23 protein-coding genes and 4 tRNA genes are annotated in these 20,909 nt (G+C 59.2%); 19 read left to right on the forward strand and 8 right to left on the reverse strand.

The window, feature by feature from the left end; genetic code table 11:
- Window positions 1-14: 14 nt before the first annotated feature.
- The 3 genes from BLR94_RS02975 to BLR94_RS02985 all read left to right on the forward strand — a co-directional run bounded on the left by BLR94_RS02975 (window position 15) and on the right by BLR94_RS02985 (window position 2,845).
- Window positions 15-1,877, forward strand: coding sequence for a sensor histidine kinase (locus BLR94_RS02975; protein ID WP_139207407.1), 1,863 nt, complete (start codon window positions 15-17; stop codon window positions 1,875-1,877).
- Between the two features lie 70 nt (window positions 1,878-1,947).
- Entirely contained in the window at window positions 1,948-2,208 is a 261-nt protein-coding gene (locus BLR94_RS02980) for a YkgJ family cysteine cluster protein (protein WP_084303329.1), read from the forward strand.
- A 37-nt stretch (window positions 2,209-2,245) separates the two neighbouring features.
- Window positions 2,246-2,845, forward strand: coding sequence for an START domain-containing protein (locus BLR94_RS02985; protein ID WP_084303328.1), 600 nt, complete (start codon window positions 2,246-2,248; stop codon window positions 2,843-2,845).
- A 74-nt stretch (window positions 2,846-2,919) separates the two neighbouring features.
- On the opposite strand, the gene BLR94_RS02990 is transcribed toward BLR94_RS02985, so the two are convergent.
- Window positions 2,920-3,588 carry a Bax inhibitor-1/YccA family protein gene (locus BLR94_RS02990; protein ID WP_084303327.1) on the reverse strand — a complete coding sequence of 223 codons (669 nt, stop codon included), beginning with the start codon at window positions 3,586-3,588 and terminating at the stop codon, window positions 2,920-2,922.
- 179 nt (window positions 3,589-3,767) lie between these two features.
- Between BLR94_RS02990 and BLR94_RS02995 the strand changes: the two genes are divergently transcribed.
- A tRNA-Ser gene (locus BLR94_RS02995) sits at window positions 3,768-3,858 on the forward strand.
- Between the two features lie 153 nt (window positions 3,859-4,011).
- Here BLR94_RS02995 and BLR94_RS03000 read toward each other — a convergent pair.
- From BLR94_RS03000 to BLR94_RS03010, 3 genes are all read right to left on the reverse strand, one after another.
- Window positions 4,012-5,214: a two-component system sensor histidine kinase NtrB gene (locus BLR94_RS03000; protein ID WP_167359705.1), complete on the reverse strand. Its 1,203-nt coding sequence runs from the start codon at window positions 5,212-5,214 to the stop codon at window positions 4,012-4,014.
- 223 nt (window positions 5,215-5,437) lie between these two features.
- Complete coding sequence (locus BLR94_RS03005; RefSeq protein WP_084303325.1) at window positions 5,438-5,686, reverse strand: DUF1654 domain-containing protein; 249 nt, start codon at window positions 5,684-5,686, stop codon at window positions 5,438-5,440.
- A gap of 174 nt (window positions 5,687-5,860) precedes the next feature.
- Window positions 5,861-6,067 (reverse strand): hypothetical protein, encoded by a 207-nt coding sequence (locus BLR94_RS03010; RefSeq protein WP_084303324.1) that lies wholly within the window; start codon window positions 6,065-6,067, stop codon window positions 5,861-5,863.
- A gap of 471 nt (window positions 6,068-6,538) precedes the next feature.
- Here BLR94_RS03010 and gacA point away from each other — a divergent pair, with 471 nt between their 5' ends.
- The 6 genes from gacA (at window position 6,539) to BLR94_RS03040 (ending at window position 10,900) form a co-directional block, all read left to right on the forward strand.
- Complete coding sequence (gene gacA / locus BLR94_RS03015) at window positions 6,539-7,183, forward strand: response regulator transcription factor GacA (protein WP_084303323.1); 645 nt, start codon at window positions 6,539-6,541, stop codon at window positions 7,181-7,183.
- Entirely contained in the window at window positions 7,170-9,008 is a 1,839-nt protein-coding gene (uvrC, locus tag BLR94_RS03020) for an excinuclease ABC subunit UvrC (protein WP_084303322.1), read from the forward strand. Before gacA ends, uvrC begins: the two co-directional genes overlap by 14 nt.
- Window positions 9,009-9,041: 33 nt before the next feature.
- Window positions 9,042-9,602 (forward strand): CDP-diacylglycerol--glycerol-3-phosphate 3-phosphatidyltransferase, encoded by a 561-nt coding sequence (pgsA, locus tag BLR94_RS03025; protein WP_084303321.1) that lies wholly within the window; start codon window positions 9,042-9,044, stop codon window positions 9,600-9,602.
- Window positions 9,603-9,667: 65 nt separating this feature from the next.
- Window positions 9,668-9,743 (forward strand) — tRNA-Gly (locus BLR94_RS03030).
- 39 nt (window positions 9,744-9,782) lie between these two features.
- Window positions 9,783-9,856 (forward strand) — tRNA-Cys (locus BLR94_RS03035).
- 402 nt (window positions 9,857-10,258) lie between these two features.
- The gene (locus BLR94_RS03040; protein ID WP_175154208.1) at window positions 10,259-10,900 is read left to right on the forward strand and encodes a flagellar biosynthesis protein; all 642 of its coding nucleotides are present in this window, start codon (window positions 10,259-10,261) and stop codon (window positions 10,898-10,900) included.
- A 618-nt stretch (window positions 10,901-11,518) separates the two neighbouring features.
- On the opposite strand, the gene BLR94_RS03045 is transcribed toward BLR94_RS03040, so the two are convergent.
- A complete protein-coding gene (locus tag BLR94_RS03045) occupies window positions 11,519-11,824 on the reverse strand; it encodes an Arc family DNA-binding protein (RefSeq protein ID WP_169835192.1) in 306 nt (101 codons plus the stop codon).
- A gap of 429 nt (window positions 11,825-12,253) precedes the next feature.
- Here BLR94_RS03045 and BLR94_RS03050 point away from each other — a divergent pair, with 429 nt between their 5' ends.
- From BLR94_RS03050 to gvpU, 5 genes are all read left to right on the forward strand, one after another.
- Window positions 12,254-12,502 carry a DUF1652 domain-containing protein gene (locus BLR94_RS03050; protein ID WP_244158072.1) on the forward strand — a complete coding sequence of 83 codons (249 nt, stop codon included), beginning with the start codon at window positions 12,254-12,256 and terminating at the stop codon, window positions 12,500-12,502.
- Window positions 12,503-12,595: 93 nt separating this feature from the next.
- Complete coding sequence (locus BLR94_RS03055) at window positions 12,596-12,847, forward strand: hypothetical protein (protein ID WP_084303318.1); 252 nt, start codon at window positions 12,596-12,598, stop codon at window positions 12,845-12,847.
- 92 nt (window positions 12,848-12,939) lie between these two features.
- Window positions 12,940-13,275 carry an ElaB/YgaM/YqjD family protein gene (locus BLR94_RS03060; RefSeq protein ID WP_167359706.1) on the forward strand — a complete coding sequence of 112 codons (336 nt, stop codon included), beginning with the start codon at window positions 12,940-12,942 and terminating at the stop codon, window positions 13,273-13,275.
- Between the two features lie 182 nt (window positions 13,276-13,457).
- A tRNA-Leu gene (locus tag BLR94_RS03065) sits at window positions 13,458-13,544 on the forward strand.
- A gap of 414 nt (window positions 13,545-13,958) precedes the next feature.
- On the forward strand, window positions 13,959-14,420 hold the full coding sequence (gvpU, locus tag BLR94_RS03070; protein ID WP_084303316.1) for a gas vesicle accessory protein GvpU: 462 nt from the start codon (window positions 13,959-13,961) through the stop codon (window positions 14,418-14,420).
- 154 nt (window positions 14,421-14,574) lie between these two features.
- Here gvpU and BLR94_RS03075 read toward each other — a convergent pair whose 3' ends face one another.
- A complete protein-coding gene (locus BLR94_RS03075; RefSeq protein ID WP_084303315.1) occupies window positions 14,575-15,363 on the reverse strand; it encodes an outer membrane protein OmpK in 789 nt (262 codons plus the stop codon).
- Between the two features lie 253 nt (window positions 15,364-15,616).
- Window positions 15,617-15,868, reverse strand: a complete 252-nt coding sequence (locus BLR94_RS03080) for a hypothetical protein (protein WP_084303314.1) — start codon at window positions 15,866-15,868, stop codon at window positions 15,617-15,619.
- Between the two features lie 147 nt (window positions 15,869-16,015).
- Between BLR94_RS03080 and galU the strand changes: the two genes are divergently transcribed.
- A complete protein-coding gene (galU, locus tag BLR94_RS03085) occupies window positions 16,016-16,852 on the forward strand; it encodes a UTP--glucose-1-phosphate uridylyltransferase GalU (RefSeq protein WP_084303313.1) in 837 nt (278 codons plus the stop codon).
- 57 nt (window positions 16,853-16,909) lie between these two features.
- On the opposite strand, the gene BLR94_RS03090 is transcribed toward galU, so the two are convergent.
- Window positions 16,910-17,332: a VOC family protein gene (locus BLR94_RS03090; protein WP_084303312.1), complete on the reverse strand. Its 423-nt coding sequence runs from the start codon at window positions 17,330-17,332 to the stop codon at window positions 16,910-16,912.
- A gap of 119 nt (window positions 17,333-17,451) precedes the next feature.
- Here BLR94_RS03090 and gorA point away from each other — a divergent pair, with 119 nt between their 5' ends.
- The 3 genes from gorA to BLR94_RS03105 all read left to right on the forward strand — a co-directional run bounded on the left by gorA (window position 17,452) and on the right by BLR94_RS03105 (window position 20,891).
- Window positions 17,452-18,807 (forward strand): glutathione-disulfide reductase, encoded by a 1,356-nt coding sequence (gene gorA, locus BLR94_RS03095; RefSeq protein WP_084303311.1) that lies wholly within the window; start codon window positions 17,452-17,454, stop codon window positions 18,805-18,807.
- A gap of 7 nt (window positions 18,808-18,814) precedes the next feature.
- Window positions 18,815-19,438: a trimeric intracellular cation channel family protein gene (locus BLR94_RS03100; protein ID WP_084303503.1), complete on the forward strand. Its 624-nt coding sequence runs from the start codon at window positions 18,815-18,817 to the stop codon at window positions 19,436-19,438.
- A gap of 73 nt (window positions 19,439-19,511) precedes the next feature.
- Entirely contained in the window at window positions 19,512-20,891 is a 1,380-nt protein-coding gene (locus tag BLR94_RS03105) for an FAD-binding oxidoreductase (protein WP_084303310.1), read from the forward strand.
- Window positions 20,892-20,909 lie beyond the last annotated feature (18 nt).

The raw sequence follows: 20,909 nt of genomic DNA on the forward strand, positions 1-20,909 counted from the left end.
TGCTGTCCCGGCCCTTGCCACGTAATCTGCTGGTGTTGTTTCTGCCCTGGTCGTTGCTGATCATCGTTCTCAGCGTGCTGCTCTATGAGCGCATGCTCGATGATCGGCTTGAACCCTTGTTGGAGGCGCAAAACGATAGCCTGGCAGAGGGGGTGGCGGTTCTCGAGCGGCACCTCGCCAGCCTTGGTGGGGATCTGCAATTCCTGAGCCAGCAGCCGTTGCTGAGGCGGGCGCTCAAGTCCCCGTCTGATGACAGCTACGCTGCGTTGGGGGAGCTGTTCATCGAGTTTTCCAACAGCCGTGGTGTCTATCAGCGCATACGCTGGCTTGACGAAACCGGCATGGAGCGCGTTCGCGTGGATGCCGTGTCCGGTACTGCGCTGCCCGTCGAGACGGTCAACCTGCAGAACGACTCCGCTGCCTATTATTTCGTGGAAACCATGCGCTTGTATCGTGGTGAATCCTACCTGTCGCGCTTCGATCTGGATCGTCAGTACCGAGCGGATGGTTCGATTGCCGCGCTGGTTCCGGTTCTCCGGGCTGCGGTACCGGTATTCAGTGAGCGGGGCGAGCGGCGCGGCGTCCTGATTCTCGACTACCGTGCCGCGCGTCTGCTCGGTCGCCTGCAGGAGACTTCGGAGGCATACGGCGGCTCCCTGCAACTGCTCGACCACGAAGGCTACTGGATGTTGGGCGAACGCCCCGAGCAGGCCTGGGGCTTTCTGCTCGGCAAGCCCGAACTGACGCTGTCCAGCAGCCAGCCGACGAGTTGGCAGAAGCTGCAGCAGGACCAGCGCGGCTCGTTCATCGATTCGGCCGGCTTCTGGACATACAATCACTTTCATCCTGGCGACGGTAATAAAGCCTCCAGCAATGCCGCTGATCATTGGCTGTTGTTGTCACACCTGGCTGCCAAGCACCTCGATGCGCTGCGCTGGGAGGTGCTGTGGCGGGTTCTGTTGTTCTTCGGCATATTGCAAGGCCTGGGGCTACTGATCAGTGTGCGGCGGGCCATCGACGAGGCGGAGCGCCTGCGTGCCGAGCATGGTCTGCATGTCAGCAGCCAGGCCCTGGCGTTCAGCAACGAACAATTGCAGCGCACCATCGACCAACTGCAGCGAACCCGGCGTGCGCTGTTACAGGCGGAAAAGCTGTCGTCGCTGGGTACCATGGTGGCCGGCGTCGCTCATGAGCTGAACACGCCCATTGGTGCGGCCAGTGTAGCGGCATCGACACTGGAAAAAGCCAGCCAGGACTTTCAGGCTGGTATGCGAGAGGGGTTGAAGCGCGCCGCGCTGGACCGTTTCGTACAGCGTACCGATGACGGCCTTGGGATCATCCTCACCAGCCTGGAGCGAATGTCACAACTGACCCGGGCGTTCAAGCAACTGGCCAGCGATCGCGCCAGTACCGAACGACGACACTTCGATTTGCGTGAGCTGGTCGATGAGGTCGTTCTGCTGTTGCAGCCCAAGCTGCGGCAAAGCCCGCACCGGATCCAGGTCGACGTCTCTCCAGGGCTGATACTGGACAGCTATCCGGGGCCCCTCGGGCAGATCCTGCAGAATCTGATCGACAACGCCCTTGTGCATGCCTTCGACCCTGGGGTTAAAGGCATGGTGACGGTGCGCGGTCAGGTGGATGAAGCCCGGCGACAGTGCGTCATCGAGGTCAGCGACGATGGTCGCGGTATGAGCCAAGACCTGCAGGCCAGGATCTTCGACCCGTTCTTCACGACTCGCAGAGGGCAGGGCGGCACCGGCCTCGGGCTGCACATCACTCACCAGCTGGCCGTGGACATTCTCGGCGCCCAGCTGGACGTGGACAGTGCACCGGGCCAGGGCTCACGTTTCAGTCTGCGGCTGGATCTGGGCTGACGGTCTGTGTTCTTGCGCGCTAGAATGGCCGTCGCCTGGCTCAGTGTCGTGTGTTCGAGGTTCCTTTCCCATGCAATGCCGTCCCGGTTGTGGCGCCTGCTGCATTTCCCCATCCATCAGTTCCTTCATTCCGGGCATGCCGAATGGCAAGCCGGCGGGCCAGCGTTGCGTGAACCTGGCGAAGGACAACCGCTGTACGATTTTTGGTCACCCGGATCGTCCCGATGTCTGCTCGGCATTTTCGGCGGATTTCGCAGTCTGCGGTGATAGCAGCGAAGAAGCCATCCGCCTGCTCGCCTGGCTGGAGGGCGCTACGGCAACAGCTGTTTGAGGCACTACAAGAAAAGAAGTCAGCACCGGAGAATGAAATGTCGTTGACCCGATTGTTGGTAGCAAGCACTGCCCTATGTATCGCGTCTGCCGCTCACGCCGAAGAGTGGATCCTGGCCAAGGACGAAGAGGGCATCAAGGTGTACCTCAGCGAAGTGGCCGGCTCACCCTACAAGGCTTACCGTGGTGTGACGCTGATCAAGGCGGATATAAGCAAGCTCAAAGGCCTGCAGGAAGACGTCAAGGCATCATGCGCGTGGATCCACGAGTGCCAGGAGCAACGACTGCTCAAGCATGAAGGCGACAAGAGCTGGACCTACACGCGCTTCAATACCCCGTGGCCCGTCACGCCGCGTGATTCGATCATCGAGGTGACGACCGAGCAGGGCGCCGATGGCAGCGTAACCCGCAAGCTGCATGGCGTGCCCGACTACAAGCCGGAGGAGAAAGGTTATGTACGCGTGGCCGAGGTGGAGGGCTACTGGACGATGACGCCCAAGCCAGACGGCATGGTTGAGGTCGTTTACCAGGCGCATTCCGATCCGGGCGGCAGCGTACCTTCGTGGCTTTCCAACAAGTTCGTCGTGGAAGCGCCGTTCAACACCCTCAAGGGCATGCGCGAAAAGGCCAAGCAGTAGCCTTGACCGGCAAAATGCGTCACAAATAAAAAGACCCGCCAATTGGCGGGTCTTTTTCGTACGGGTGTGGGCGATCAGTCGTCGCCGCCCATGATGCCGAAGATCTGCAACAGGCTGACGAACAGGTTGTAGATCGACACATACAGGCTGATGGTCGCCATGATGTAGTTACGCTCGCCGCCGTGGATGATCGCGCTGGTCTGATACAGGATGCAGGCCGACGAGAACAGCACGAAGCCAGCACTGATTGCCAGTTGCAGGCCGCTGATCTGGAAGAAGAAGCTGGCCAGCACGGCACCCAGCAGCACGAAGAAACCGGCGGTGATGAAGCCACTCAGGAAGCTCATGTCCTTGCGTGTGGTCAGCACGTAGGCAGACAGACCACAGAACACCACTGCCGTCATCATGAACGCCGAACTGACCACTTCAGCGCCGTTGGCCATGCCCATGTAGCGGTTGAGGATCGGGCCCAGCGTGTAACCCATGAAACCGGTCAATGCGAAGGCGGACAGCAGCCCCCAGCCGGAATCACGCAGTTTCGCGGTCAGGAAGAACAGGCCGTAGAAGCCGATCAGTACGATGAAAATGTTTGGATAGGGCACGTTGGCACGTTGAGCCATGAATGCCACGATGCCACTGAATGCCAAGGTGAGAGCCAGCAAACCGTAGGTGTTGCGCAGAACGCTGCTGACTGCCGTCTGTTCAACCCGCGTAGGGTTGTGTGCGTAATCTTGTTCGCGCATGGCGACACTCCTGTAAAGGCTAATGGTTCCGTGACCAAGGTCGGAAGGCATCATAACAGAGCCTTGGGTACTGCCAAATCAGAGTGTTTGACAGTGTGTTACGTTCCGGTAAGATGCCGCCCGCAACCAACAAGGTTGCAAAGGGATGTTTCGGCAAGATGAAGCATCCACGTCGACCTGGAGGGTTGGCAGAGCGGTTGAATGCACCGGTCTTGAAAACCGGCGAACGTTAATAGCGTTCCCAGGGTTCGAATCCCTGGCCCTCCACCATTTTTCAGCTCCGTTGTGTGTTTCGTGCCCCTGTACGGAGCGGCCACAGCGTGCGGAGCAGCTCCTGCCTGTCACCGCTACCGAGCCGGTGAAGATCTTCGTGAGGGATTGCGCTCGGCCTGGTCGGTCAAGAACTGCTTTCTTGCTGGCCGCTCACTCCTCGCTTCCATCGATCGCCATGGAATGCTCGGTTCCATAGCTGGGGAAATGCAGACGGAAGCAAGTGCCGTGCCCGGGCTCGCTCTCCACGCTAAGCTGGCCATTCATTTCATTGACGAAGCCGCGCACCATGGAAAGCCCAAGGCCGGTGCCCTTGCCATCCTCCTTGGTGGTGAAAAAGGGCGCGAAAACCTTGTCCAGCACCTCTGCCGTCATGCCGATGCCATTGTCGACCGCACTGATCACCACGTAGCTTCCAGGCTGGAAGTTGGAGTTGTGCTGGGTGAAGTTGGAGCGGTCGAGGTTGACGTCGTGGGTACTGAAGGTGAGGGTGCCGCCGCCTGGCATGGCATCCCGGGCGTTGATGGCCAGATTGAGGATGGCGCTTTCAAGTTGTTGCTTGTTAGCCTTCAGGAAGCGTGCGTCGGGAGCCAGGCTGAGGTCGAGGACGACCTTGCTGCCGACTGCCGTGCGGATCAGCGAGGCCATGCCCAGCAGCACCTGATTGGGGTCGATCCGCTCTAGTTTCTTGGCACGTTTTCGAGAGAAGCGCAGCAGATTATCGGCCAGTGAGGTCGCCCGTTCGACCGCTTCCCGGCAAAGATCGTAGTACTTGCTGAGGCGGGAAGATCCAGCGGTGTCGACATCTTTCTCCATCAAAGAAAGTGCCATGGACATGCTCGCCAATTGGTTGTTGAAGTCGTGGGCGAGGCCGCTGGTGATCTGGCCGACCATTTCCATCTTCTGCGACTGGAACAGAGCGTTCTCCAGGTGCTGCTGGTTGAGGTCCTGGGCGACTTGCTGGCGAAGATCCTGCACGCTGTTCATGAAGCCCAGCATGATGCCATTCTCGTCGAACAACGGGACGATATTGGCGAGCACGGGCACGCGGCTGCCATCGCGGCGTTCAATGATGGTGCGAAAGTTGGTCACCGCCTTCTGGGTGACGAGGATGTCCGCAAGCGGGGTCTGATCGTGAGGGATATGTACGCCTTCGGGCGTCAGCAGCTTGTGCGCACCGCAGAACTTGATTTGGCTTTCGCCCAGGTTCGGGGCCTCGCCCCAGATATCGGCCGCCTTGCGGTTGTATGCCACGACGATGCCGGCTGAGTTACAGAGATAAACGCCCACCGGCAAGTGTTCGATCAGCTCATGACTGAGCTTGCTTGCCAGAGAGGTACCGGCAGGTACCAGCAAACTTATGCTAAGCGAGTTTTCTGACATGGGCTCTTACTGGGATGGGAGGGGCTCGCGGGCTAGAATAGTGCCATTCCCATTCCCGTGCGAGAGGGGCGGATTATTCATCGAATTGAAGTGTGTCCACCTCACACCAGTGAGGCCGGGGCGCCAGCGATGGTCATTGAGTGTGCAAGATAGCGCTTGTCGCGGGGCGGCGGCAGCTTCTAGGCAAAATGACCGGTCAGTCGTCCTTCGGCACTGTCCAGAAGAGCTGATAACCGTCGTCCCGATGGGCGATCGTGACATTATCGTTCTCGCCGATTTCCTCCAGAATGCGCGCCCAATCGTCGAGATTATCGCCTTCTGCATGAAGCAGGACGACGGTTCGGGATCTTTGCGCCGCAGGCGAGTTGATGGCCCGAGATACCCGGGCGCCTAGCAGCGCATAGGATGAGGGCGTTACCGCCGCTGATGAGGAGTTTTTTAACATTGAGAATTCGCCTTGTTAGCTGTATCTATATACAGTAATGGCGAGGCCGGCTGATGTCATCCAGTCTTTGATTCACGGCGATTATTCCAGCGCTCGAGGGGCCGCGCCATGGGCGGTGGTGTGTTTGATCCGCAACTGCAGCCATGTGCATGAGGTCGAGGTGCAATGGGGGTATCAGTAACCCAGCGAGCCCTTCAGATCCGCATAAACTGCAGTCATCAGAATTTTGTTCTGCATCTGAGCAGCAGACAGGCGGCGGGTTGCCACAAGGTTGCATTGCAGGTCAAGACAATCGACCTGCAAACCCTCCGAGGAGTTTTCCGTGATGATGTGGTAACGGCCGGCGGTAACGGCCTTGAGCTGCTTGATGAGCATGTGCATGCGGTTTCCCCTCGATAAGTGTCACGGTCTGTACCTTGAGAGCGGTGCCTCAGCGCCGGCGTTCCGCATAAATTGCTCACCGTTGCAGTGCATCATCGTGCGTGCCGGGGGTTACAGGTCGATGACGCTCCACGTCTCTTGCAACCAGGTGTGAACAAGAAGTCCGGGGCCTGTCGGGGCAGCAACCTTCTCGGGTATTCGTTCAGGCTGCTGGCAGGTGGATGATGGCGTCGGAAAAGACGATTGCCGCTCAATGAGTCGGCGCTATTTATTGCGATGAGGAGGACTCAATCGCTCATGCTGCCATTTCCCTGGTCTCCCTGGGTGGTGGGGATGGAGTCTTGGTGAGGAACTTATAATTGGCGCTGGTGGTTTGACGTGCTGAACTAACTCAGGCGTCAGGTTTTTTGTTATGGTGCGTTTCTCTCAGGTAGTCGCTGTGTGGCGTTTGCGCAGGTACGAGGTGTTCGCTTGATTAAGGTATTGGTTGTCGATGATCATGACCTCGTTCGTACGGGCATTTCACGCATGCTGGCCGACATAGAGGGCCTGCAGGTCATCGGCCAGGCCAGCTCTGGCGAGGAATCGCTGAAGAAGGTTCGTGAGCTGAAGCCGGACGTCGTCCTGATGGATGTGAAGATGCCGGGTATCGGTGGCCTCGAAGCCACTCGCAAATTGATTCGCAGTCATCCCGACCTCAAGGTCGTGGCCGTCACCGTATGCGAGGAGGATCCTTTTCCAACTCGTCTCCTGCAGGCTGGTGCAGCCGGTTATCTGACCAAAGGCGCGGCTCTGGAAGAAATGGTTCAGGCCATTCGCATGGTCTTCAGCGGACAGCGTTTCATCAGCCCGCAGATCGCCCAGCAGCTGGCGCTCAAGTCATTTCAGCCGCAGAGCAGCAACTCGCCATTCGACCTGCTTTCTGAACGAGAGATCCAGATAGCCCTGATGATCGCCGGTTGCCAGAAGGTGCAGAGCATTTCCGACAAGCTCTGCCTGTCACCCAAGACGGTCAACACCTACCGCTATCGAATTTTCGAAAAACTGTCGATCACCAGCGATGTAGAGCTGGTCTTGCTCGCAGTTCGTCACGGCATGGTCGATGCCACCAGCTGAAGTCGTTGCCGTGTTCGATGCCAGTGCCTTCCTTGCCACCTGCAGCGGTCGCCCGGGCGTGTATCGCATGTTCGACGCGAGCGCGAACCTGCTGTACGTCGGCAAGGCCAAAAACCTGAAGAAGCGTCTGGCCAGCTATTTCCGCAAGAGCGGACTGGCGACCAAGACCTCTGCGCTGGTCAGCAAGATCGCCCAGGTGGAAACCACCATCACCGGCAACGAGACCGAGGCGCTGCTGCTCGAGCAGACGCTGATCAAGGAATGGCGGCCGCCATACAACATCCTGTTGCGTGACGACAAATCCTACCCGTACGTATTCCTGTCGGATGGAGACTATCCGCGTCTGGATATTCATCGTGGCGCCAAGAATCGCAAGGGGCGCTATTTCGGGCCTTACCCGAGTGCGGGGGCGATTCGCGAAAGCCTGGCGCTGCTGCAAAAGGCTTTTCTGGTGCGGCAGTGCGAAGACAGCTACTTCAAGAACCGTACCCGACCCTGTCTGCAGTATCAGATCAAGCGCTGCAAGGCGCCCTGCGTCGCACTGGTGGAGCCGGCCGAATATGCCGAAGACGTGCGTCATTCGGTGATGTTCCTGGAGGGGCGCAGCAATGCCCTGAATGCCGAGCTGTCCACGAACATGCAGCAGGCCTCCATGGCGCTGGATTTCGAGAAGGCCGCCGAGCTTCGCGACCAGATGGCGCTGCTGCGCCGTGTGCAGGACCAGCAGAGCATGGAGGGCGGCAGTGGCGATGTCGATGTCATCGCGGCGATGGTCAACCCAGGCGGCGCCTGCGTACACCTGATCAGTGTCCGTGGCGGACGCGTGCTGGGCAGCAAGAATTTCTTCCCGCAAGTAGCGATCGAAGAGGAGGCCCAGGATGTCCTCGTGGCATTTCTCGGCCAGTACTACCTGGGTAGTCAGGAGCGCGACCTGCCGACCGAATTGATTGTCAATGCGCCCCACGAAGACTATCCGGTGCTGATCGCAGCGATTCAGGAACTGCGTGGCCGCGAGCTGGGTATCAGCTACCGTGTTCGCGGCACACGGGCGCGCTGGCAGGCTCTGGCCGTGACCAACGCCGAGCAGGCGCTGGGCGCCAGGCTGGCCAACCGTGCGCACATGGCCGGGCGTTTCGACGCCCTGGCCGAGGCGCTGGATATGGATGAAGTGCCGCAGCGCCTGGAGTGCTTCGATATCAGCCATTCCAGCGGCGAAGCGACCGTGGCCTCCTGCGTGGTATTCGGTCCCGAAGGCCCGCTCAAGTCGGACTATCGGCGCTACAACATCGAGGGTGTGACCGGCGGTGATGACTACGCCGCCATGCACCAGGCGCTGACCCGCCGCTTCAGCAAGATCAAGCAGAACGAGGGCAAGTTGCCCGACATTCTGCTGGTCGACGGCGGCAAGGGGCAGTTGGCGATGGCCCGGGAGGTGCTGACCGAGCTGGAAGTGCCTGAACTGATTCTGCTTGGCGTGGCCAAGGGCACCACCCGCAAGCCAGGCCTGGAAACCCTGTACCTGAACGATGCTGCCCATGAGTTCACCCTGCCGGGCAATTCGCCAGCCCTGCACCTGATCCAGCAGATTCGCGACGAGTCGCACCGGTTCGCCATCACCGGGCACCGTGCTCGCCGTGGCAAGGCGCGCCGAACATCGAGCCTGGAAGAGGTTGCCGGGGTCGGGCCGAAGCGCCGGCGTGAACTGCTCAACCACTTTGGTGGTCTGCAAGAACTGTCACGCGCCAGTGCGGAAGAAATCGCCAAAGCGCCCGGTATCAGTAAAAAGCTCGCAGGGTTGATTTATGCCGCCCTGCACAGCGAGTAGAATGCCGCCTTATTTAACCGCCCAGTCGAGCCGATGAATATCCCTAACCTGTTAACGGTGCTCCGCGTTCTGCTGATCCCGATCTTCATTCTGCTGTTCTACATGCCATTCTCTTGGAGCTACTGGGCTGCCAGCGCGGTGTTCGCCTTTGCCGCCGTGACGGACTGGCTCGATGGTTACCTAGCACGTCGTTGGGAGCAAAGCACGCCGTTCGGCGCTTTCCTCGATCCTGTCGCCGACAAGCTAATGGTCGCCACCGCGCTGGTACTGCTGGTGGCCGAGCATGCCAACCTGTGGCTGACCCTTCCGGCGACCATCATCATCGGCCGCGAGATCGTCGTGTCGGCGTTGCGCGAGTGGATGGCCGAGCTGGGGGCGAGGGCCCATGTAGCCGTCTCCAACCTGGGCAAGTGGAAGACCGCTGCGCAGATGGTGGCACTGGTGATCCTGCTCGGCAATCCGCCGCTGTTTGGCTTCTGGGTGCTGATCGGTTACGTATTGCTGATCGTCGCTGCAGTGCTGACCCTGTGGTCGATGGTGCAATACCTGCTGGCTGCCTGGCCGCACCTCAGCGTCACCGCTGAAAAGAAATAAGTTTTTGAATCAAGGGCTTGACTGGGCGTTGCGAAGCTATAGAATGGCGCCCGTCGACAAGACAAGCGGGAATAGCTCAGTTGGTAGAGCACGACCTTGCCAAGGTCGGGGTCGCGAGTTCGAGTCTCGTTTCCCGCTCCAATTTAAACGGGCCGTCCAGTACGGCCCGTTCGGTTTAAAGGCTGAGTAGCAGAGTGGTTATGCACCGGATTGCAAATCCGTGAACGCCGGTTCGATTCCGACCTCAGCCTCCAAACGCAAAGCCCCGCATACCTATGGTATGCGGGGCTTTTTCTTTGCGCACTGGAAAGCATCGCTTCCGCAAGATTACGCCTGGTTCGCGCAACCCGCGCTCAGTTCGTAGGTTCGATGACCTCGCCGAGGCGACGATAAACACGCTTGGTGTTTTCCTCCTTCGAATGCCTTTGCAGGCTGTAATTGCCTGCAGATATCTTCGATCTAACGGGTCGCCCTTGATCGTCTGCCTTGAAACGTTCAGGCCGCCTCTGTTGAGGTGCGCCGTTCTGACTGCGTCTCGGGCACCGAATTTTACAAAACCTGCAAGCGGCCAGGCTTTACGATGCCACTTTGCCGGCATGGCTGTAGAATTGGCCTGCCGTCAGGTCAAACCAAATAAACGATATGGAGTTGTTTCGATGGGGATGGAGAAGGTAGTCAGATTGCTTGCTGTGTCGTGCTTGCTCGCGCTCAGCGTCGGGTGTGCCACGAGTCGTTCCGAGATTGATGTGAGGGTTGCTCAACTCGATTCGGCCAGGAATCCCGCTCCCAGCAACGGTAAGAAAGTTTATATTACTGCAGTCGACGAACGAGTTTTTGAAGTGAGACCTCGTAGTGCAGATACTCCTTCTCTTAAGAATGATGAGATCACCGATCACTCTATAACGGAGCGTGCGGTGGCCCGAAAGCGAAATGCTTTTGGGAAGGGGCTCGGGGATGTGCTGCTTCCCTCGGGACGGACAGTGTCCGCATTGGTACGTGAGTCCGTTGCGTCCGCTTACAAGCAAGCCGGCTATGAAGTCGTAAGCGACGCTAGCGTTCCTAACGCTGCTGCCGTGAAGGTACGTATCGTCGAGTTCTGGTCGTGGTTTTCGCCGGGTTTCTTCTATGTCACGGTCAATAACAAGTCTCGCTTGAGCATCGAGCAGACAGGCCATCCTGGCCTTGAAATCCTCACATTGAAAAGCGATGGCATGCAGGCGGTTACCGAAAATGATTGGAAGGAAATTACTGAGGCCGGCCTTCAAGAAATCACCTCAGAAGTAGCCAAGAAACTCTGATTTGCTGGGCCGCCCAAAGTCTTGGGCGGTCCTTGGATATACAAATTATCTACTTCCGAAACCCTGACCTAAGGGGTTTAATCGAAGCCCTTGTGTTCTTCCGGGCTTTGGCATGGTGGAGTAGTCGAAGGCTGAGCAAAACGTTGCTTTTAGAATCGTTTGTCAGCCAGGTGCAGGCACTCTCGGGTGGCTGACGGCGAGGTGATTTGCGCAGTGGTGAGCGCGAACGGATCTGATGGTTACGAGGCTCTGCAGCGCTACCTGATCAGCCGAACATGGCGTCCCTGGCAGCTGGCATGATCGCGAGCGGGTGAGAATTCTTTGCCGCTCAAAATTGCTGCTTCCGTTCGAGCTGCCGAAGCTGAAGCGTTGCCCGGCGATATCAGGATACTGGCACGCGAAGGAGTGTGTGGACTTCTAACCGTGGGGGGCATTGTCGACGACATTCAGGTATGGCTGTCGCTTTCGACAGTCAGTCCGCGAGCCTATGCTTGCACATGAGTTCAGGGCGCATCCATCCTGCGCGGGCTTCATGCCGATGGATGCTGGCCTGAGTGACCACGGTGTTTTCACCTCTGGTTTGGCCTCGCAAGGCCAGACCTGGTATTGCCATCGGGTTTAACGTGTTCCGGTCTTCAGGCCATCGAGGTAGTCGACATTGGGCTCCTGGGGTTTCTTGCCAGGTTTGGCGGTGTTCTGCAGTTCGCTCCTGAGCTTCGCTTCCAGTGCATCGATAAGTAGAGACTGTCGGGATTGACCATCGAGGTGTGCTTCGATGGCCCTGATGATCTCGGTGTTCATGCTGGTGTAGTTGTCATTGGCCAGATCTTCGATACGTTTACGCATTCCGTCCGGTAAACGAACCACAAACTTGTCAGCGGTGCGAGCGTTGAATACGGGTTTGGTCACGGTAGGCTGCTCCATGTCAGGTGGTAATAGCCATTTGATGGTATGCGACACAATAGTTCATTTCTCAGGACAGTCGGCATCCTGCTGACGAACGTGGTCGCGGTCGATTGCCAGTGCTTCTCGAGCCGCAAGCGATGTTCCGTCCTCGAGTTCCGTTTGCACTTGACACGTGATTTGCAATGCGTTCCCGCGAGGGCCTGGCCGGGATCTCCTGATTCGATTTTGTCTTTTGCGACTGCGCTGTTTCCACTGTCGTCGCCGATACGCATGGGCTGGCCGATTCTGGACTGATCCTGGATGCGAACGCTGTGCAGGCAGGAGCACCAAGGTGGTTAGGCAGATGATGACTGCCAGCCGACGGGCGGGACAAAATGTCTCATGCCGGTTCATGGGCGCGAACTAGACTTGAAGGGTCATCAACGTGAGGAAGGAGTTTCCAAGATGATGTCCGTGCTTGAACAGCGCCATATAGTCGAGTGTGCGTTTCTACCGTTGGCGTGTAGCTGTCACATCGATGGTCATGAGTCAGTGACCATCCAGATCAGGGATCCAGTGACGTCGCAGGTCTACCTGAATGTCACGGGGATATCCCGAGTCGAGTTGTCGACTTCTCGGCAGATATCACAGCTGGTTGCGCAACTCCGACAGGATCTGCGTACGCTGAATTCCGGAAGTGATCGCAAGGAAGCCTGATGCCGCCACACGCGCTCGTGGTCAGACAGACTGAACCGCTCTGCCATCCCATGGCCTCAGTTAGCACTACAGAATGCCGAAGAGGAGGATGATATGGACGGTGGGAAATTCGATGGTTACGACCTCGAGCGCTTCCATTCGCTTCTGGCTGAAGAGCTGGGGCTGAGCGAGGATGAGTTGGAAACCTGGATGGAGGAGGAGCGCGAGCGAGTCGATGAGGACGGACAATTGATCGGACATGCGATTACTTTCAAGCACGACATGCCCTTCGATCTACGTGCCAGAGTGCGCGGCATGGCTGGCGATCATGTCGCTCACACCGGGCTTATCGAGCTGGATGCTTGAGCGTGTGATGCCCGCTATCGGCAAAAAACCTGAACTCTCGTGATCCGCCTCCCCTCCAAAATAGCGTCAACCACTTCATGGAGTATTCACCAATGGCTCGTAAAACTTCGCTGGAAAGCGGCCTGGATCAATTTCAACAGGAAAGTGCCAAGGAATTGAAGAAACTTCTCGATCAAGCCAGCAAAGCACTGGGCGATGCCGAATCGTTTTCTGGCGACAAGGCAAATGAAGCCCGCGAGAAAGTGATCGCACTGCTCAATGAGGCCAAGGGTTCGATCACCGAGAAGGGGCGCGAAGCCGTCGAGCTGGGTCGCGAGACCATCGGTAATGCTCAGGATCGCATCGAGAGCAATCCCTGGACGTCCGTAGCCGTGGCATCGGGCTTCGGCCTGTTGGTCGGCCTGTTGGTAGGGCGCAGCAGCAAATAGTCAGGAGCGCGGTGCCGGCCATTCGGCATGCAACCCGCTTTGATAGGTCAGCAGCACCCCGGCTGTCTTGAAACCGCTGAAATAGCCTCGTAGATCACTGATTTACGAGGCTTTTTATTGCGCTCTTTGATCTTGCGGCGTCGCCTGGGGGTGTATATAGTCCAGCCCTCGCATAGTTTGCCGCCCCGATGGTGAAATTGGTAAACACAGCAGACTTAAAATCTGCCGATCGCAAGGTCTTGCCGGTTCGATTCCGGCTCGGGGCACCAATGAAATCAGTAGTTTGCGAATATCGCGCTGAATCCCTCCTGTTCCGCAATTCCTGACCTGTTCCGCAATTATCGGGTCGGCGATACCTCTTCCAGTCTGTCTCCCTCGCGATCTTTCCGTCATTACCTCCCCGTGTAATCCAACTGGTCCGCAACCTTCTGGTCGATTGGCTGATTGCGCGTGTCTGTCAGGTAGCCAGGTATCCGTTTTCGTTATCCGTCGCCTGACCCGGTGTCTACACAACAGAGAATATGGCGGGTGTGATCCGCCTGGTGGGACGGATGGCGGGCGCCAAGGGCGCGAGTGGAGCTATATTGCTAAGGAACGCGGCGTTGCAGTCGTCGCTTGATGGCCGGCGGTACTATGATTTCCCGTGCGGCCTGCGCTGAATCAACTGGGAAAAGGATGCTGTGATGACGGAAGAAACAACGATCAACGCTGACAAAGATGAAATCCGAAAAGACCTTACCGACCCCGTTTCCTATGAGTTCGAGTGGAGCGGTAGGCGCGTCGATTGGTTTCTCCAGCAGTTGGTGCGTATGGCGAACAGTGATCCAAGCATCGAAATGGGGATAACCATTTCGACACCTGCCGGCATGATTACCGGCACTCTGATTTCCGCCCAGAATTACTTCCGCGAATTTGGGCAGATCATGGCTGATTCTCTCAATACCCCGGATCTTGTCGAAACCTACGCGCAGTTTGGCGAAGCGGGGGGTAACACGGACCAATTACCCTACCAGTTTGTTCATCTGAGGAACGCGTTCTCGGTCAGCGCAAGCGGTACCGTGCCCACCAATGGCGGCGTGCTGTGGCGAGGGAAGATTGCTGAGGTGGCAGGATTCAGCATCGGGGCCATGTCCAGAGATGACTGATGGCCTTGTGCTGCCATTGGCATGATTTGATTTACGCCGTTCGAGAGGCGGCGCCAGATACCTAACCCGGCCTTTGCGCCGGGTTCCCATCGATGCGTTTGCAATGATTGGCGTAAGCCTTGCCGCTCTCTGTGGGCAACAAGGCTTCCAGTGCCTAGAAGTGAGCCTTGACCAACAGGCTGATGGCGCTCTGGTTGGTACCGCCCAGCACTTCGTCACCCAGCGGGCTGTCATTGTCGATGCCGTACTTGTGCTTCCAATAGTCGTATTCGACGCCCACGTAGAACTTCTTGCCCCAGCCCATGGCCTTGGCCAGGTCGTATTTGACCTGCGGGTTGATGTGCAGGTTGGCGTGATAGCTGTCGTCGTTGTCGACTACCCAATCGATGAAACCATCGATCACCAGGTCGGAATTGCCGACCGGCACGGTGTAGCTCCACACCGGGGTGATCTGCCAGACATTGCGGCCATCGCGTTTGCCGTCCGGTCGGCGCAGGTAGGTGTTGAGCTGGACGTAGTCGAAACCGGGAATCGCCAGGTCGATGGCCGGGCCTAGCAGGTAAGCGTCGACATCGTCTTCACCGAACTCGTAGGTGGCGGACAGCAGCACATCCTTCACGGGGCCGAACGACAGGTCGCTACCACTGATCTTGCCGAACGACAGGCGTGGGCTGATCTCGCCGTAAAAGGTGTGCCCGTCGCCTGCGCCATTGGTGGCCTCGGTGTTGTACTTGATGCCGTCGACGAACAGGAACAGATCACCGAAGCTCCAGCCGCTGGCGTGCTCGAAGGTGAGCGTCTGCTGGCGAGGCGGGTCGATCTTGAAGTCGATGCCATTGAGGTAGGTCAGGCTGTTGTCCTGCCAGAGCAGCAGGTCGGCCATGGCCTGGACAGGAGTCAGCAGGCTGCCTGCCAGCAGCAGGGAAGTCGCGGTGTGTTTCATCGGGCGTGTTCCGGACAGTGTTGAATGATCGACCCGCCGGTTCAGGCGAGCGGTAGCATGGGAAGGGCGAAGCCGATTCGGTGTACAGGCGAAGGCTCTGCAATGCCTGTCCCGGCTCAGCGCGGCGCGGGAGTGTACAGCATTTGCTTGCGTGGATCGTGTCGAGGTGGGGATGGCGGCGCCGTTTCCTCAGGACGAGAAAACGGCGCTTGTTGCAGCGCTCAATACAGCGCCGTGACGGGCCGGTGCAGGATCACGCGTCGAGCTGTTTGGCCGTTTCCACGCCTGAGGCGCTGAGCTTGATGGGGTAGCTGAGGGACAGTTCACCGGCAGTACCCGAGACGGCACCATCGTGAATGAGCCCGCTGTCCTGCAGGTGCTTGAGCGTATCGGCGACCGCATGTTCGCCGCGGAAATTATCCAGCACCTCCTTGCCCAGGCCGGCGGGGTGGGCGTGTAGCAGACGGGTGAGAACCTCTTTCTTCAAATCATTGTCAATGGACATGCGAACCTCGCGTTGCGGTGGGTTTCACAGTTTGTGACTGCCTGGCCTGGTAAACGTTTTAGGTGTTTACCGGGCTGCCGTTGTAAGCCGCGAGTGTCCTGATAAACTGCTCTGGCGTCGATAACCCTCTCTCATTCAGGGACTTCCATGATCAAGAAATGCTTGTTTCCTGCCGCTGGCTACGGCACCCGTTTTCTCCCGGCAACCAAGGCCATGCCCAAGGAAATGCTGCCGATCGTGAACAAGCCGTTGATCCAGTACGGCGTGGAGGAAGCGCTGTCAGCTGGTCTCAACGAGATCGCCATGGTGACGGGCCGCGGCAAACGCGCCCTGGAAGATCACTTCGATATCAGCTATGAGCTGGAAGAGCAGATCCGCAATACCGACAAGGAAAAGTACCTGGTCGGCATCCGTCGTCTGATCGACAGCTGCACCTTTTCCTATACCCGCCAGGTGGAAATGAAAGGCTTGGGCCACGCGATCCTCAGCGGCCGTCCGCTGATCGGCGACGAGCCGTTCGCCGTCGTGCTGGCCGATGACCTGTGCCTGAACCTGGAAGGCGACAGCGTGTTGACCCAGATGGTCAAGCTGTACAACCAGTTCCGCTGCTCGATCGTGGCGGTGCAGGAAGTGCCGATGGAAGAAATCCACAAATATGGCGTGATTGCCGGCGAGACGATCCGTGACGATATTTTCCGGGTCAACAGCATGGTCGAAAAGCCAAAGCCGGAAGACGCACCGTCCAACCTGGCGATCATCGGCCGTTACATCCTGACCCCGGACATCTTCGAGCTGATCGAGAAGACGGAGCCGGGCAAGGGCGGCGAAATCCAGATCACCGACGCGCTGATGAAGCAGGCGCAGGATGGTTGCGTACTGGCGTACAAGTTCAAGGGCCAGCGTTTCGACTGCGGTGGCGCAGAAGGCTATATCGAAGCCACCAACTTCTGCTACGAGCACCTCTACAAGACTGGCAGGGGCTGATCGCTCGCTGACAGCACCGGCTGACAGAAAAACCGCCTTCGGGCGGTTTTTTCATGCTCAGTTTTCGTTGATCGGTTTGGCGCCCGGTCCCAGCGGCTGGCCGTAGCTGAACTCGATGTAATGACCTGCCGGATCCCGCACACCGCAGTAATAGCCAACCGGGTAGGGCTCGTCGCGTTGCGCCCAGACCAGGCAGCCGGCGGCCTGGGCCTTGGCGGCGATGGCGTCGACTTCCTCGCGGCTTTGCAGGGCGAAGCCGAAGTGGCTGTAGTCATTGGCCGCCAGGCGCCGTGGCTCGCCACCGGGCATGATCACCAAGATGAATTCGCTCTCCCTACCAGGCTCGGCCATCCATACGATCTGCGAGCCCTTGCCGGGGCGACGGTGGATGACGTGCATGCCACAGAAAGCTTCGTAGAAATCGATGCAGGCCTGCAGATCCGGTACGTGCAATGCCAGGTGAGTGAGAATCGGGCGCATACGTAGCTCCTTGTTCTATCGAGACTAGACCGGCCGCATCGAGGATAAGTTTGCGCCAGGTGCCAGGCGGGCAGGGCGCTTCGTTTACGGTATGCTCTGCATCTGTTCAGGAGGCTGTGATGACCTACGATTTCGATCTGTTTGTAATCGGTGCCGGTTCCGGCGGTGTACGTGCGGCGCGCTTCTCCGCAGGCTACGGCGCCCGTGTCGCCGTGGCGGAAAGCCGTTATCTGGGGGGCACCTGCGTCAACGTGGGTTGCGTGCCGAAGAAGCTGCTGGTGTACGGCGCCCAGTTCGCCGACGACTTCGAGCAGGCCCGGGGCTTTGGCTGGACGGCCGGCGAGGCCCGGTTCGACTGGCCGACGCTGATCGCCAACAAGAACCGCGAAATCGAACGCCTCAACGGCATCTACCGCAAGCTGCTGGTGGGCAGCGGCGTGACCTTGCTCGAGGGCCATGCGCGGTTGCTCGACGAGCACAGCGTCGAAGTCGACGGCAAGACCTACAGCGCCCAGCGGATCCTCATCGCCACCGGCGGCTGGCCGCACGTCCCCGATATTCCGGGGCATGAGCACGCGATCAATTCCAACCAGGCGTTCTTCCTGAAAGAGCTGCCCAAGCGCGTCCTGGTGGTGGGCGGTGGCTACATCGCCGTGGAGTTTGCCTCGATCTTCAATGGCCTCGGTGCGCAGACGTCGCTGTTGTATCGCGGCGAGCTGTTCCTGCGTGGTTTCGACGATTCCCTGCGTACCCACCTGCATGAAGAACTCGGCAAGCGCGGCCTGGATGTGCAGTTCAACAGCGATATCGTGCGCATCGACAAGCAGGCCGATGGCAGCCTGCAGGCCACCCTGAAGGATGGCCGTACCCTGCAGGCAGATTGCATCTTCTACGCCACCGGGCGGCGTCCGATGCTCGATGGGCTGGGGCTGGAAAACACCGCCGTCAGCCTGGATGACAAGGGCTATATCGAGGTCGATGACGCGTACCAGACCAAGGCGCCGTCGATCCTCGCCATCGGTGACGTCATCGGTCGCGTGCAACTGACGCCCGTTGCCCTGGCCGAAGGCATGGCCGTGGCGCGTCGTCTGTTCAAGCCGGAGGAGTACCGCAAGGTCGATTACCGGAACATCCCCACTGCGGTGTTCAGCCTGCCGAACATCGGCACGGTCGGCCTGACCGAGGAGCAGGCCCGTGAGGCCGGGCATCAGGTGACGATCTTCGAAAGCCGCTTCCGGCCGATGAAGCTGGCCCTGACCGAAAGCGACGAGCGCACGCTGATGAAGCTGGTGGTCGATGCCGAGACGGACCGCGTGCTGGGCTGCCACATGGTCGGCCCGGATGCCGGCGAGATCGTCCAGGGCCTTGCGGTCGCGCTCAAGGCGGGTGCGACCAAGCAGGTGTTCGACGAAACCATCGGCGTTCACCCAAGCTCGGCCGAGGAGTTCGTCACCCTGCGTACGCCGGTGAGCTGACTTGTCGATGAGCCAGCTGTTCTACCTGGCGGATCTGTTCGGGGTGGCGGTGTTCGCCATCACCGGCGCGCTGATGGCGGGGCGCAAGTCCATGGATCTGTTCGGTGTGCTGGTGATCGCCATCATCACCGCACTCGGCGGCGGCACGCTGCGCGATGTGATCCTCGACAACCATCCGGTCAGCTGGATTCGCAACGACACCTACATTCTGGTCGCTTCGCTGGCTGCCGTGTGCACGGTGATCTGGGTGCGCCTGACCCGGCCGATCCACGAAAAGGGCCTGCTGATCGCCGATGCCTTCGGCCTGGCGGTATTCACCGTGATCGGTACCGAAGTCGCCCTGCAGTACGCGATGCCGTCCAGCACGGCGGTGATCATGGGCGTCATGACCGGTGTCGCTGGCGGCGTGATGCGTGACGTGATCTGCAACGAGATCCCGCTGATCTTCAAGAAGGAGATCTACGCCACCGCCTGCCTGGCTGGTGCGGTAACCTTCGTGCTGCTGCGCATGCTGGAAACACCGCATTGGCTGGATACTGGCATTGCCATGCTGGTGGTGCTGGTGATTCGCCTTGCCGCGATCCGCTGGCACTTCTCGCTACCCCGATTCCACCTGCTCGACCGCGACTGATAGCTTTGCGCTTCCAGAGGCGGCTAGTTGCTCGATAACGCTGTTACCCGTTTGTAATCACCAAGGAAGGTCGATGCGTCGTTTGCTTCTGTGTTTGTGTGTGCTGAGCCTGGGCGTCTGCGCTGAGGAGGTGGTCAATGACGTCACCGGCCTCAACCCGGTCATTGTCGATCGGGTCGTCGTGCCACGCAGCGAGCAGGAGGTCGTCGAGGCGCTGCGCAGCCATGCCGGCCCCATCAGTATCGGTGGCGGTCGCTACAGCATGGGTGGGCAGACGGCCTCGGACGGTGCGCTGCAACTGGACATGCGCGGCCTCGATCAGGTGCTCGAGTTCTCCGCCGAGCGCCGGGAAATTCGCGTGCAAAGTGGCATCACCTGGCGCGCCATACTCGAATACGTCGATCCGTACGACCTCTCGCCGCAGATCATGCAGTCCTACGCCAACTTCACGGTGGGTGGCTCGCTGTCGGTCAACGTGCATGGCCGTTACGTGGGCGAGGGGCCGATTGCCGGTTCGGTACGTGCCATCCGTGTGGTGCTCGCCGATGGGCGCGTGGTGGACGCCAGCCCGAGCCAGAACGCCGCACTGTTCCATGCTGTGATTGGCGGCTACGGAGGCCTCGGGGTGATAGTCGAGGCCACGCTGGGCCTGGTGGAGAACACGCGCATCGCACGGGAAAGCCAGGTCATGCCCCTGCAGGACTATCGCCCCTGGTTCTATCGCGAGGTCGCCGCCCAGGCGGGCCTGGTTATGCACAATGGCATTCTCTATCCCGATGACTTCTCCACGGTGCGGGCCGTGTCCTACCGGCGCACCGAGGCGGCCTTGACCGAAGCGCAGCGGCTGAGCCCCAAGTTGCAAGGTAGCCCTATACAGCGCACAGGAATCCGTCTCAGCGGTTTTTCCTCGGGCATCAAACTGCGTGAAGCGGCGCTCGATCCGCTGCTGTTCCGCGGCCCCAAGGTGCAATGGCGCAACCATGAGGCCAGCCTCGATGTCAGCGAGCTGGAGCCGATATCCGGCCCGGGCTTCAGTTATGTGCTGCAAGAGTATTTCGTACCGCCGGCACAGCTGGAGCGCTTCATCGGCGAGCTGGCGCGCCTGACCCATCAGCACCAGGCCACGCTGATCAACGTCTCCATTCGCCATGCCAAGGCTGACCCGGATACCGTGCTGAGCTGGGCCCCCGAGGAGGTTTTCGCTCTGGTGCTCTACTACCGGCAGGGCAGCTCGGACGGCGAACGGCAGAAAGCCGCGGCCTGGACCCAGGACCTGATTGCCGCGGCCCTGCGCTGTGGTGGGCGGCATTACCTGCCTTATCAGATTCACGCCAGCCGCGAGCAATTCCTCCAGGCTTATCCGCGGGCGCTGGAGTACTTCGAACTCAAACGCCAGCTGGATCCCACCTACAGGTTTCGCAACCGTCTGTGGGACGCCTATTACCTTCGGTAATTATCGAGAGCAAAGCCG

It is taken from the genome of Phytopseudomonas flavescens (assembly GCF_900100535.1).
Classification (GTDB): Bacteria; Pseudomonadota; Gammaproteobacteria; order Pseudomonadales; family Pseudomonadaceae; genus Aquipseudomonas; species Aquipseudomonas flavescens.